The 12,520-nt window shown below is 65.8% G+C and carries 12 protein-coding genes; 8 read left to right on the forward strand and 4 right to left on the reverse strand.

Going from position 1 to position 12,520, the window contains the following annotated elements; genetic code table 11:
- Positions 1-1,891, reverse strand: a 1,891-nt coding sequence (locus AC1DR6_RS19530; RefSeq protein ID WP_476830934.1) for a methyl-accepting chemotaxis protein, incomplete at its 3' end; no start/stop codon positions are given.
- A gap of 212 nt (positions 1,892-2,103) precedes the next feature.
- Complete coding sequence (locus AC1DR6_RS19535) at positions 2,104-3,282, reverse strand: DNA recombination protein RmuC (protein WP_476830935.1); 1,179 nt, start codon at positions 3,280-3,282, stop codon at positions 2,104-2,106.
- A gap of 113 nt (positions 3,283-3,395) precedes the next feature.
- Between AC1DR6_RS19535 and def the strand changes: the two genes are divergently transcribed.
- Genes def through truA form a run of 3 tightly spaced genes read left to right on the forward strand, consistent with a single transcriptional unit; the run spans position 3,396 to position 5,711 of the window.
- On the forward strand, positions 3,396-3,932 hold the full coding sequence (gene def / locus AC1DR6_RS19540; protein WP_476830936.1) for a peptide deformylase: 537 nt from the start codon (positions 3,396-3,398) through the stop codon (positions 3,930-3,932).
- Between the two features lie 52 nt (positions 3,933-3,984).
- Positions 3,985-4,914: a methionyl-tRNA formyltransferase gene (gene fmt, locus AC1DR6_RS19545; protein ID WP_476830937.1), complete on the forward strand. Its 930-nt coding sequence runs from the start codon at positions 3,985-3,987 to the stop codon at positions 4,912-4,914.
- A 56-nt stretch (positions 4,915-4,970) separates the two neighbouring features.
- The gene (truA, locus tag AC1DR6_RS19550) at positions 4,971-5,711 is read left to right on the forward strand and encodes a tRNA pseudouridine(38-40) synthase TruA (RefSeq protein ID WP_476830938.1); all 741 of its coding nucleotides are present in this window, start codon (positions 4,971-4,973) and stop codon (positions 5,709-5,711) included.
- 26 nt (positions 5,712-5,737) lie between these two features.
- On the opposite strand, the gene dapE is transcribed toward truA, so the two are convergent.
- Entirely contained in the window at positions 5,738-6,937 is a 1,200-nt protein-coding gene (dapE, locus tag AC1DR6_RS19555; protein WP_476830939.1) for a succinyl-diaminopimelate desuccinylase, read from the reverse strand.
- Complete coding sequence (locus AC1DR6_RS19560) at positions 6,934-7,365, reverse strand: DUF805 domain-containing protein (protein ID WP_476830940.1); 432 nt, start codon at positions 7,363-7,365, stop codon at positions 6,934-6,936. Before AC1DR6_RS19560 ends, dapE begins: the two co-directional genes overlap by 4 nt.
- Before the next feature lie 219 nt (positions 7,366-7,584).
- On the opposite strand from AC1DR6_RS19560, the gene AC1DR6_RS19565 reads away from it, so the two are divergent.
- The 5 genes from AC1DR6_RS19565 to rpoN all read left to right on the forward strand — a co-directional run bounded on the left by AC1DR6_RS19565 (position 7,585) and on the right by rpoN (position 12,437).
- Entirely contained in the window at positions 7,585-8,199 is a 615-nt protein-coding gene (locus AC1DR6_RS19565) for a ribonuclease D (protein ID WP_476830941.1), read from the forward strand.
- Positions 8,200-8,322: 123 nt separating this feature from the next.
- The gene (lptC, locus tag AC1DR6_RS19570; protein ID WP_476830942.1) at positions 8,323-9,093 is read left to right on the forward strand and encodes an LPS export ABC transporter periplasmic protein LptC; all 771 of its coding nucleotides are present in this window, start codon (positions 8,323-8,325) and stop codon (positions 9,091-9,093) included.
- Position 9,094: 1 nt separating this feature from the next.
- A complete protein-coding gene (locus AC1DR6_RS19575) occupies positions 9,095-9,808 on the forward strand; it encodes an LptA/OstA family protein (protein ID WP_476830943.1) in 714 nt (237 codons plus the stop codon).
- On the forward strand, positions 9,735-10,763 hold the full coding sequence (gene lptB, locus AC1DR6_RS19580) for an LPS export ABC transporter ATP-binding protein (protein WP_476830944.1): 1,029 nt from the start codon (positions 9,735-9,737) through the stop codon (positions 10,761-10,763). The genes AC1DR6_RS19575 and lptB overlap by 74 nt, the downstream gene beginning before the upstream one ends.
- A gap of 144 nt (positions 10,764-10,907) precedes the next feature.
- Positions 10,908-12,437: an RNA polymerase factor sigma-54 gene (gene rpoN / locus AC1DR6_RS19585; RefSeq protein ID WP_476830945.1), complete on the forward strand. Its 1,530-nt coding sequence runs from the start codon at positions 10,908-10,910 to the stop codon at positions 12,435-12,437.
- Positions 12,438-12,520: the final 83 nt, after the last annotated feature.

The following is a 12,520-nucleotide window of genomic DNA, read 5'->3' on the forward strand; positions in this document are numbered from 1 at the left end:
CCAGCAGGTTGGTCTGGAAGGCGATGTCGTCGATCACCCGGATGATGTCGGAGATCTTCTGCGAGGCCGTCTCGATGCGGGCCATGGCCTCGACCGCCTGGCCGGCGATGACGCCGCCCGACTGCGCCATCTGCATCGCATCGTCGGCGATGCGCGCGGCCTCCTTCGAGCCCTGCGCGGAGGCCTTCACGCTCGCCGCAAGCTCCTCGGTGGTGGCGGCGGTCTCTTCCAGCGAGCTCGCCTGTTCCTCGGTGCGCTTCGAGAGATCGTCGGCGCCCATGTTGATCTCGCGGGCAGCCAGCCCGACATCGCCCGCCGTGACCTGGATCGTCGAGACCGTCACGGACAGACGATCCACCGTCTCGTTGATCGCCGCCTTCAGATCGGCGAAGCGGCCGCGATAGCCCGTCTCCACCCGGTTGGTCAGGTCCCCGCCCGCGATCGCCTGCAGCGCGCCTGCAAACTCCGTCGTCGCGCTGTCAACCACCGCGTTGATCTCGTTGATGCCGGCGACGAGCTTCTGCATCTGCGCATCGGCATCCTGGATCTGAAGCCGCGCCGAGAAATCGCCCGCCGCCGCAGCAGCCACGACCTCGCCCACATCCGAGACCACAGCCTCCATCGACTGCGCTCGCGCCAGACGTGCCGCGGATGCGGACCGCTCCTGCTCCTCGAGCGCACGGACCTTGATGGCGTTCTGCTTGAAGACGCCGAGCGCATGCGCCATCGCGCCGATCTCGTCCTTGCGGTCGGCATGGGGCACATCCGCCGTCAGGTCCCCATCGGCCATGGTCTTCATCGCATGTGTCATGGCGACGATCGGGCGCGACACCCGCGCTGAGACCAGCCGCAGGCTGGCGGCGGCGAGGCCGAGCGTCAGCAGCAGCAGCCCGCAATACATCACCAGCTCGAAGGTCGCACCGGATGCCTGCATGGCCGCCGTCGTCCGCAGCAGTTCGATGGAGATGCGCGTGACGGCCGCGATCTGGTCGAGCGCTGCGGTGACCTGATCGCGCCAGGCGATGACACCGATCGTCGGTATTTTGCCGCCGGTGACTTCGTCGACGAGCGTATCGTGGACCGCTTTGAAGGGGCCTGAGAAATAGGCGGCCTGCGCTTTTGCGACGGCGTCCTTGAGCTCACCCGGAGCGCTGGGGCCACCGACGATGGCGCGGACATTCTCCCAGCCGAAGTTCATCCGCGCCTGGGCAACGATGAGCGCCTGCGTATCCTTCGCTGTCAGGGCGCGCGCTTCGGCCACGGCCGGATTGAGGATGACCGCCTCCGTGCCGCCCGCCGCCCGGGCCGCCCAGCTCATGGCGCGAACGGCGACCAGGTTGGCGAAACCGGGATTGAGCGCGCGGATCTCGTTCTCGACCGCATTGGTGGTCGCTTCCAGTGCCTCCAGCAGCGTCGAGCCTTGCGCGAGAATGCGACCGCCGACAGCCTTGTCACGCCCTTCGAGCGGCTGCTTCAACGCGGTGTCGACAGCGGTCCGGATGGATTTGATGTCGCCATAGGACGCATCGAGCGTGGTACGGCGGGCCTTGAGTTCGTTGGAGGGCGCATCCGCCAGAGCCGCGAGAGCCGCGCTAAGGGCCGTGTCGACCGCCTTGCGGCGAGACAGGACGCCCTCCACGCTCTGGCTGTTCTTGTCCTGCGGCAGCGTCAGCGCGGTCGGCGTATCGCCACGCTCGGAGCGGAAGTTGAGCAGGGCCGCGAACAGATCGCCGTTGATCACCGTCAGCCGCCTGACCTCCTGGGCAGAGGCATAGGCGCGGTAGGAGGTCCAAAGCTCCCCGACACAGAAGGCTGTAACGAGGCAACTCAGCAGTCCGATGATGCCCATCAGCATCGTCTTCAGGGACAGGGAGCGGACAGATGGCGTCATGACAGGAAACTGCACCGGAGAAAGAGTTATGCTGCGGTGCAATATCGATCAGAATAGGTTGCGATATCCTTGCATCTAGGCGGATTTGGGCCAAAAAAATCCTGCGGTTCCGCATTTTTGCATCAAACCGCCGTTTTCACCGATCGTGAGCCGCGCCATGATACGACCTCAGGTGGTTCCGAAAACCGCCGGCACCCAGGACGCGCGGCGTCTTACTCGGCCGCGGCCTTGAGCTGTGCCCCCTTCGCGAAGGGCAACTTCGGCTCCTCGTCGTCGAATTCCAGCGCGCCGATTTTTTCGGCCCGGCCCGTGACCTTGCCGGCGGAGGTCTTGATCTGGCCGACATCCTCCTGCGCCTGGCGAAAATGGGTGTCGAGCTTGTCCACGCGCTCGCCGAGCCGCCGCACATCATCGAGCAGCTTTCCGACCTCGGTCTGGATCACGCGGGCCTCTTCGCGCATGCGCGAATCACGAACCAGCGATTGCATCAGCTGGATCGCGAGCGCCAGCAGCGAAGGTGAGACGATCATGATCCGCGCCCGATGCGCGCGCTGCACGACATCGTCGAAATGCTCGTGCAGATCGGCGTAGATCGATTCCGATGGCACGAAGAGCAAAGCGAGATCCTGCGTTTCACCCGGCAGGAAATAACGCTCCGCGATGTCCTTCACATGGACGCCGACATCGCTGCGCACGCGTTGCCCGGCCGCTTTCCGCGCCTCTTCGCCGCGCGCCTCTTTCAGCAACGTGAAGCTCTCGAGCGGGAACTTGGCGTCGATGACAAGCCCGCGCCCGTCTCCCGGCAGCGTCACCATGCAGTCGGGCCGGCGGCCGTTGGACAGCTGCGGCTGGAACGAGAAGAACGCGGCCGGCAACCCGTCGCGGATGATCGCTTCCATCCGGCCCTGGCCGTAGGCGCCGCGCGCCTGCTTGTTGGCGAGGATGTCCTTCAGCGTCACCACTTCGGTGGTGAGGTCGGTGAGGTTCTTCTGCGCCGTGTCGATCACGGCCAGCCGCTCCTGCAGCTTCCCGAGGCTTTCGGTCGTCTGCTGCACATTGCGCTCCAGTCCGGAGCCGACCTGCTGGCGCAGCCCGTCCATCCTGTCCGCGACGAGACGGGCAAGGTCGCCCTGCCGTGTCGAGAGAATCTCCGCCATGGATTGCAGCCGCCCCGAGAGTTCGGCCTGGGCGCGGTTCATCTCCGCGACCTTGTCGTCCATTTCGCGGGCCCGCTCGGCGGCCATCGCCGCTTCGACGGCGCGATTGCGTCCGCCGCGCCAGGCTGCCATCGCGGTCAGGGCCAGCAGCAGGATGGTGGCTGCCCCGAACCCGAACAGCGCCTGCGCCCAGGTGACGGGTTGGTCGAGCAGCGTGAAGGCGATCGCGTTCATGGCCCGACGCTAGCCGATTCTCCTCCGACTGGCGAACGAAAGTGGAACGGTTTGACCGTTTGCCCACAAATGCTTATGTCGCCCGCTGTTCAGATTTTCTCGCGCGGAAAACCATGGCCATTCGCCCGCTTGTCATCCTGCCCGACACCCAGCTTCGCCTTGTCTCGAAGCCGGTCGAGAGCGTCACGCCGACGATCCGCGCGCTCGTCGACGACATGTTCGACACGATGTACGAGGCGCCGGGGATCGGGCTCGCCGCCATCCAGATCGGTGAGCCGGTCCGCGTCGTGACGATCGACCTCGCCAAGCCGGCTCCCGAGGGCGAGCCGGCGGTGCCGAAGGAGCCGCAGGTCTTCATCAATCCAGAGGTCACCTGGTCTTCCGACGAAGTCGCCAGCTATGAGGAGGGCTGCCTCTCGATTCCGGAGTATTACGAGGAAGTCGAGCGGCCGGCCTCGGTCAAGGTCCGTTTCATGGACCTCGATGGACAGACGCGGGAGATCGAGGCTGACGGCCTGCTCGCGACCTGTCTGCAGCATGAGATCGACCACCTCGACGGCGTGCTTTTCATCGACCATCTCTCGCGGCTGAAGCGCGAGCGCGTCACCAAGAAATTCGCCAAGGCGGCCAAGCGCGAACGCGCGGCTTGAGCGGCCGACAGGGCCGCCGGCCCGATGCCGCATGTGAGGTAAAGTCGAGCGTATGAGTTTGCGCGTCATCTTCATGGGCACGCCCGATTTCGCCGTCCCGGTGCTGACCGAGATCGTCGGCCAGGGGCATGAGGTCGTGTCGTGCTACACGCGGGCTCCGGCGCAGGCGGGGCGGGGCCTTGAGCTGAAGCCTTCCCCGGTGCATCGCGCTGCCGAGCGCTTCGGCATTCCAGTATTCACGCCCGCGACGCTGAAGACGCCGGAGCAGGCGGAGATCATCGCCTCGCAGGATGCGGACGTCGCGGTCGTCGTCGCCTATGGCATGATCCTGCCCCAGGCGATCCTCGACCTGCCGGAGCTGGGGTGCCTGAATGTGCACGCCTCGCTTCTGCCGCGCTGGCGGGGTGCCGCCCCGATCCAGCGGGCGATCATGGCGGGCGATGCCGAGAGCGGCGTCTGCGTGATGAAGATGGAAGCCGGGCTCGATACCGGCCCGGTCGGCATGGCCGAGCGCCTCGCCATCGGCCCCGACATGACGGCCGGCGAACTTCACGACAGGCTGAGTATCCTGGGCGCCGATCTGATGGTGCGGGCCCTGGCGGCGCTGGCCCGTGGCGGCCTGCACTTCACGCAACAGCAGAGCGAGGGCGCGACCTATGCCGCCAAGATCGCCAATGCCGAAGCCCGGCTGAGCTGGGATCGACCGGCACGACAGGTGCATGATCTGGTCCGAGGGCTTTCGCCGTTTCCGGGCGGCTTTGCCGAGATCGATCTCGGCAAGGGGCCCGAACGACTGAAGGTTCTTCGAACCGCGCTGGCCGGCGGCGCGGCCGAGCCCGGCACATTGCTGGACGATGAAGGCACGGTCGCCTGCGCGGAAGGCGCCGTGAAGCTGCTGCAGGTGCAGCGCGCCGGCAAGGCTCCGATGAGCGGGGCGGAGTTCCTGCGCGGCGCCCGCCTGGTCGCCGGCGACAAGCTCTAGCAGGACCCGACGCCCTTGCCCGCGATCCGCTTCGAACGAACCACCGGGCGGCCCTGATGCCGCGTTACAAGCTCGTGATCGAATATGACGGCACCCCGTTTTCGGGTTGGCAGCGCCAACTCAATGGGCCGTCGGTGCAGCAGAGCGTCGAGGAGGCGATCGAAGCCTTTTGCGGCCACCCGGTCCGCCTGCATTGTGCGGGCCGGACAGATGCCGGTGTCCACGCGACGCATCAGGTCGCGCATGTCGACATCGCCAAGGACTGGCGTACCGATGTCGTGCGCGATGCCACCAATGCGCGGCTGAAACAACAGGTGCCGGTCGGCGTACTGAGCGCCGAGATCGTGCCGGCCGACTTCGATGCGCGCATCTCGGCCAGGCGGCGCTATTACCTCTATCGCATCCTGGACCGGCGCGCGCCGCCGACGCTCGATAAGCACCGAGTCTGGCACGTTCCGGTGAAGCTCGATCACGAGGCGATGGACCGCTCGGCCAAGGCGCTGCTGGGCCACCACGACTTCACCACCTTCCGCGCCGCCGAATGCCAGGCCAACAGCCCAATGCGCACCCTCGACCGGCTCGACGTGGTGCGCGAGGGGGCAGAGGTCGTGGTCTATGCCCATGCCCGCTCCTTCCTCCACCACCAGATCCGTTCGATCGTCGGTAGCCTGAAGATGGTCGGGATGGGCCGCTGGCCGGAAGCCAGGATGGGGCAGATTCTGGTGGCGCGCGAGCGGGCGCAATGCGCGGCGCTGGCGCCCTCCTGCGGGCTCTATCTTGCCGGCGTGGATTACTGAACGGCTGCCGGACCCGGCGGACGCGCCTAATTTACCGCGAAATAGGCGCTCAGGATGCGGTGCGTGATCCGTTCCAGCGCTTCGAGATCGGAGATGGCGACGCATTCGTCGACCTGATGCATGGTTTTGCCGACGACGCCGTACTCGACGACGGGGCAATAGCTTTTGATGAAGCGCGCATCCGAGGTGCCGCCGGTCGTCGACAAGGCCGGGCGCTTGCCGGTTTCCGCCTCGACAGCGTCGGCGACCATCGCGACGAAGGGCCCCGGCTGCGTCAGGAAGGCGACCGCGTTCGTTGGCTGGAACGAAAGCTCGTAGCGGACCATGTTTCCGGCTGCCTCGCGCAGGCGCCGTTCGATCTCGGCCGCCAGCGTCTCGGGCGTCCATGTATCGTTGAAGCGGATGTTGAACACCGCCTTCGCCTGACCGGGAATGACGTTGGTCGCGGGATTGCCGACATCGAGTGTCGTCACTTCGAGATTGCTCGCATCGAAATGGCGGGTGCCGCCGTCGAGCGGCGTTGCGTCGAGCGCCGCCAACAGCCGGACCATCCCCCGAATCGGGTTATCGGCCAGATGCGGATAACCGACATGGCCCTGCTTGCCCTGAACCGTCAGTGTGCCGGTAAGCGAGCCCCGCCGGCCAATCTTGATCATGTCGCTCATCGTGGTCGGGTTGGTCGGCTCGCCTAGCAGGCAATGGTCGAAGCGCTCTCCGCGCTCATGAGCCCATTTCAGCAGTTTGACCGTGCCGTTGATGGCGGGCCCTTCTTCGTCGCCGGTGATCAGAAAGGCGATCGAGCCCGGCGCCGTCGGGTTCTCGCGGCGATAGCGGATGGCGGCCGCGATCATGCTGGCCAGCCCCCCCTTCATGTCGCAGGCACCCCGTCCATAGAGCATGCCGTCCTGGATCGTGCCGGCGAAGGGGCTGCGCGTCCAGGCGGCCTCATTGCCGACCGGCACGACGTCGCTATGGCCGGCTATCACGAAGAGCGGCGCTTCGGTTCCGATCCGGGCGTAGAGGTTCTCGACATCGGGCGTGCCGGGCTCGCTAAAGACGGGGCGATGCACCCCGTAGCTTTCGCACTTCAGCGCTGCCGCGATCAGATCCAGTGCACCACCTTCGACCGGCGTCACAGAGGCGCAGCGCACCAGCGCTTGCGTCAGCGCCACAGGGTCGGCGGGATTGAAATCGAGGGCGGAGAGGGCGGTCGGTTGGCTCGTCATTCCGCCGCTTTAGCACCGGCGGTGACAGCCGCAAGCGCGGGTTCCTCCGGCCGTGCCGCCGGCATCAGGCCGAGGTCGACGAAGGCGATGACCCAGGCGATCGTCGCGATCGCTTCCAGCGAGGGCCGCCAGCCGATCGAGAGAACGGGGCGCAACTGCTCCGGCAGCACGATCGCGCAGATCAGCAGGATGCCGAACAACGACGATCCGCCGCGATCGCTCGCCCGCTTGGCCGCCAAAGCCGCCCACGGGAAAAGGGCGAAGGCGCCCGCGAAATGAACGATGAAATAGGCCGTGTCGCGGTCGAAAAGGATTGGCGCGGTCCGTTGAACCCCGAGGAGCAGGAGCGCCACAGCCGCGCTGCCGATCCAGAAGGGGCGCAGGCCGATGCGGCCATCGAAATCGCAGAGCAGGCGAAACAGGGACATGGGCAACTCCGGTGCTGCCCTTGTCGCATGTCTTAACGCTTCGTTGAAGCTCATGGTGAATAAAGGGTTAATGCACCCCTCCGGCCTTGTGCCGGCTCGGAAATGACTTGATGGAAGAAATCCTGTCAGCTAGCTGCGAGCTGGCGTTGATCAGAGGCGGCATCGCTGGATGCGCCGAGGAAGCTTGGGCTGCTCCGGCGGCCCTCATGAGGTTCGAGCATGACCATCCGTTTCCATCGCGGCGATCTCCCGGACGGCTACGAGGCCGGAGCCAGCGTCGCGATCGACACCGAAACGCTCGGCCTCAATCCGCACCGCGACCGGCTCTGCGTGGTGCAGCTCTCGCGCGGCGACGGCAGCGCCGATGTCGTGCAGATTCCGAAGGACGGCCCGCGACCGCCTAACCTCATCCGGCTGCTGGAAGACCCGGCCGTGCTGAAGCTCTTCCATTTCGCGCGTTTCGACATCGCGGTGCTGCGCCATGCCTTCGGCGTCGTCACCACGCCGGTCTATTGCACCAAGATCGCCTCCAAGCTGACGCGCACCTACACGGATCGCCACGGTCTCAAGGATCTGGTGCGCGAACTGCTCGGCATCGATCTGTCCAAGCAGCAGCAATCCTCCGACTGGGGTGCGGAGACGCTGAGCGAGGCCCAGCTCGTCTACGCCGCGTCCGACGTGCTGCATCTGCATGCGCTGCATCGCAAGCTGGAGGCAACGCTTGCCCGTGAAAACCGGAGCCATCTCGCGAAGGCCTGTTTCGATTTCCTGCCGACCCGCGCCGAGCTCGACCTTGCCGGCTGGGACGAGACGGATATCTTTGCCCACACTTGACAATTTTGAAGGTTTTCGGCGTCAGTCTGCATTGCGACGAGCAGCGCGGGGGCGCGATGCGGTTCGTCCGGCGACAAACAAAAGCCGTGAGCGACTGCCATTGCGCGGGGCATGACATTGGCGATGACCTTGACTGACTCGGCCGGCGAGCTGGAGGCGCATCTGCGCCGGCGCCAGGCCGTGTTTGCCGCCGCCAGACGCCATACCCGTTTCGTTCAGCTGCTCAGGCGCACGATTCCCGTCGTGGCGGTCGTCGCGGTGGCCGGGCTCATCGTGGTGCCGTTCCTGAACCCGCTGCGCGGCAAGGTCGCCAGCGTCTCGGTCAGCTCCGTCGGCATCACAGGCGGCAAGGTCAGGATGGAGACGCCGAGGCTCGCCGGCTATCGCAAGGACAACAGGCCCTATCTGGTAACGGCGGAAAACGCCTTTCAGGAGATCAAGAACCCGACGCAGATCGAGCTGCAGACCCTGACGGCCCGCCTCCAGATGGAGCGCGAGGGCTGGGTCACGGTCAACGCCCGGTCCGGCCTGTTCGATACCCAGAAGGAGCGGCTCAAACTCGTCGACGACGTGAAGATCCGCACCGAGACCGGTCACGACATGAACATGAAAACCGCCGATGTCGACTTCAAGACTGGCACGGTGGTTTCGAAGGACCCGGTCAACGTCCATATGGACGAGACGACGGTTGACGCGAACACGCTGGACGTAAAGAACAACGGTGAGTTGATCGCGTTCGAAGGGCGGGTGCGGGTGCTGATCAAGAACGCGCCGGCTGGAACGCTTGCCGGCCCGGAGCGCGAAGGCAGCACGCCGATGCCGGAGTTGCTGAACGCGAACCGGAATGCGCCGGCGGCCTCGCAAGGTCAGCCCGCCAACGATAAGAGGCAGTGAAATGAGCGCGCCCCTCCGCATCTCCCCGTTTGCCAAGGCCTGCGGCGCAGCGCTGCTGGCCGCCTTTTGCCTCGTTATCTCTACGGTTCCCGATGTGGCGAACGCCCAAGCCCGGCAGAAGGCCGGCGGCAGCTCATCCGCGCTCGGCGGTCTCGGCGGCGACAGCAAGGAGCCGATCAAGATCGACGCCGACAAGCTCGATGTTCTCGACAAGGAGAACAAGGCGGTCTTCACCGGCAACGTCGTGGCGGTGCAGGGTGAAACCACCGTGCGCTGCACGATCATGACCGTGCTTTATGAAGGACGCGGCGGTCAGGGTGCCGCCAAGCCGGCCGCCAATGGCGCGCCGGCCACTGCGACCGCGACGCCGGCTGCGGCGCCAGCAGCTCCCAATGGTAACGATTCCTCGATCAAGCGCATCCTGTGCAAGGGGCCGGTCACCGTCGTCTCGAAGACGCAGGCCGCCACCTCTGACAATGCCGAGTTCGATCGCGCCAACAATGTCGTGATCATGACCGGCAATGTCGCGCTGAATGACGGGCCGAACATCACCCGGGGCGAGAAGTTGACCTACAACACCGTCACTGGTGTCGCCAATGTCGAGAATCGGACAGGGCGCGTGCAGGGCTTCTTCGTCCCCAATGCCGGCGATGCCAACAAGGCCGATGCCAAGACCGGCACCAAGCCGCCCGCCGGCAAGCCAGCGACCAACTGATCGTCCTCAGATCCGCACGAGCACAGTGACCGTATCCGCGCCCCCACCCCGCACGACCCCGTCTCAGGCGCGCCCGCAGCCCAATGGCGCTCCCCGGCCTGCCAAGACACCGGCTGCCAAGACACCGACAGCCAAGGCACCCGGCCTGTTTGGTCGCCTGTTCAGCGGCAGGGGCGACGTCGCCAAGCCGCGCCCGGGCGATGCTCGTGCGACAGCTGCCGCGATCGGCGGTCCGGGCGTTCTGGCGGTCTCGGGCCTGCGCAAGAGCTATGGCGGGCGTGCCGTCGTCGCCGATGCGAGCATTTCGCTGCGGCAGGGGGAGGCGGTCGGCCTGCTCGGGCCCAACGGCGCCGGCAAGACGACGATCTTCTACATGATCACCGGGCTGGTTGCCGCCGATCTCGGCGTAATTTCGCTCGAGGGCAACGACATCACCGGCCTGCCGATGTATCAGCGCGCCCGGCTCGGCATCGGTTATCTCCCGCAGGAGGCCTCGATCTTCCGCGGCCTTTCGGTCGAAAACAACATCCGTTCGGTGCTCGAAGTGGTGGAGCCCGACCGCAAGGCGCGCGAGCGCCAGCTCGACCAGTTGCTCGAGGAATTCAGCATCGCGCGTCTGCGCAAGGCGCCTTCGATCGCGCTGTCTGGCGGTGAGCGGCGCCGCTGCGAGATCGCCCGTGCGCTCGCCGGCAAGCCGTCCTTCATTCTCCTCGACGAGCCCTTCGCCGGCATCGACCCGATCGCAGTCGGCGATATCCAGGCGCTGGTCCGCCAGCTGACCGATCGTGGGATCGGCGTGCTGATCACCGACCACAATGTCCGTGAAACGCTGGGTCTGGTGGACCGGGCCTACATCATCCATTCCGGGCGGGTGCTGACCGAGGGCTCGCCGGCCGAGATCATCGCCAATCCCGATGTGCGCCGGGTCTATCTCGGCGAGGATTTCAGGCTGTAGCGGAGATGCATCTCGCCGCGGCCCGTTAACCGGCCGGACGATCTCGCACGCATTGCCTTTGACGCCGCGCTGAACCAAGGCTAGGCTGCCTTTCAAGCAAGAAGCGTGCCGCAGTGGCGCGCCTGTAGAAGGGCCGTTCGCTAGATGGCGATGATGCCGCGCATGGAGTTGCGCCAGGGACAGTCCCTGGTGATGACGCCGCAACTGCTGCAGGCGATCAAACTTCTTCAGCTTTCGCACCTCGAACTCCAGAATTTCGTCGAAGGCGAGCTGGAGCGTAACCCGCTGCTCGAGCGGGAAGAGTCGAGCGAGACGCCTTTTGCGGCGGAATTGTCGGAAAGCAGACACGCAGCCGACGCCGAGAGCTACGCGAAGGCGGAAAGCCTCAACACCCAGGAGGGCATGGAGCAGCGGCTCGGCACCGGGCTCGACAACGTCTTCCCGTCGGAGCAGCCGAGCCCCGCGCGCATCGAAACTGCAGGGGCCGAGAGCTTGCCGATCGTCGGCGGCAGCTTCGGCTCGTCAGGCGGCTCCTTCGATGAAGGGCCGGAAGGCTTCGAAAGCGGGCTGACGGTCGAACTCTCGCTGCACGACCATCTCGCCTCGCAGCTCGATCTCGCGGTGACGGACCCGGCGCAGCGCATCATCGGCCGCCATCTGATCGACGCCGTCGACGACGCGGGTTATCTCGCCGAGCCGCTTTTAGACATTGCCGGTCGGCTCGGGATTGGAGCGGAGCGCGTCGAGAGGGTGCTGCGTATCGTACAGGGGTTCGATCCGTCCGGCATCGCGGCGCGCGATGTCGCCGAATGTCTGGCGATCCAGCTACGCGACAGGGACCGTTTCGATCCGGCGATGCAGATCCTGGTCGCCAACCTGCCGCTGGTCGCCAAGCGGGACTTCGCCGCTTTGAAGCGCCTTTGCGGCGTCGATGACGAGGATGTCGCCGACATGGTGGCGGAAATCCGCCGGCTCGACCCCAAGCCCGGCCGGGCTTTCGGCGGTTCGGCGGCCGAGACCGTCGTCCCCGACGTCTTCATCCGCGCTGCGCCGGACGGCTCCTGGCTGGTCGACCTCAACCCTGAGACATTGCCCCGGCTGCTGGTCAACCAAACCTATCACGCGCGTGTCACCAGGGCGGCGCGCAGCGACGAGGACCGGACCTTCATCGCCGAATGCCTGCAGACGGCGAACTGGTTGACCCGTTCGCTCGAGCAGCGGGCGCGCACCATTCTGAAAGTCGCCAGCGAGATCGTGCGGCAGCAGGACGGGTTCTTCGCCCATGGCGTCGAGCATCTGCGGCCGCTGAACCTCAAGACGGTCGCCGAGGCGATCGGCATGCATGAATCCACAGTCTCGCGCGTCACCTCGAACAAATACCTGACCTGCTCGCGCGGCGTCTTCGAGATGAAGTACTTTTTCTCGGCGGCAATCGCGGCCACCGGCTATGGCGAGGCCCACTCGGCCGAGGCCGTGCGTTTCCGCATCAAGCAGATGATCGACGACGAAATCCCGTCGGATGTGCTTTCCGACGATGCCATCGTCGCCCGGCTCAAGACCGGCGGCATCGATATCGCCCGTCGGACCGTCGCGAAATATCGGGAATCGCTGAGGATTCCCTCTTCCATGGAGCGCCGCCGCGAGAAGGTCGCGATGGCCCATGCGGGTCGCTGATACGGCTTTGTTCCAAAGTCGCAGCGCATGTCGTCATGACCGTGATCGCTCATTGACAGACCGGACTCGCAGTTCTTAGCTCC

The organism is Allobosea sp. P5_A5, from assembly GCF_056400625.1.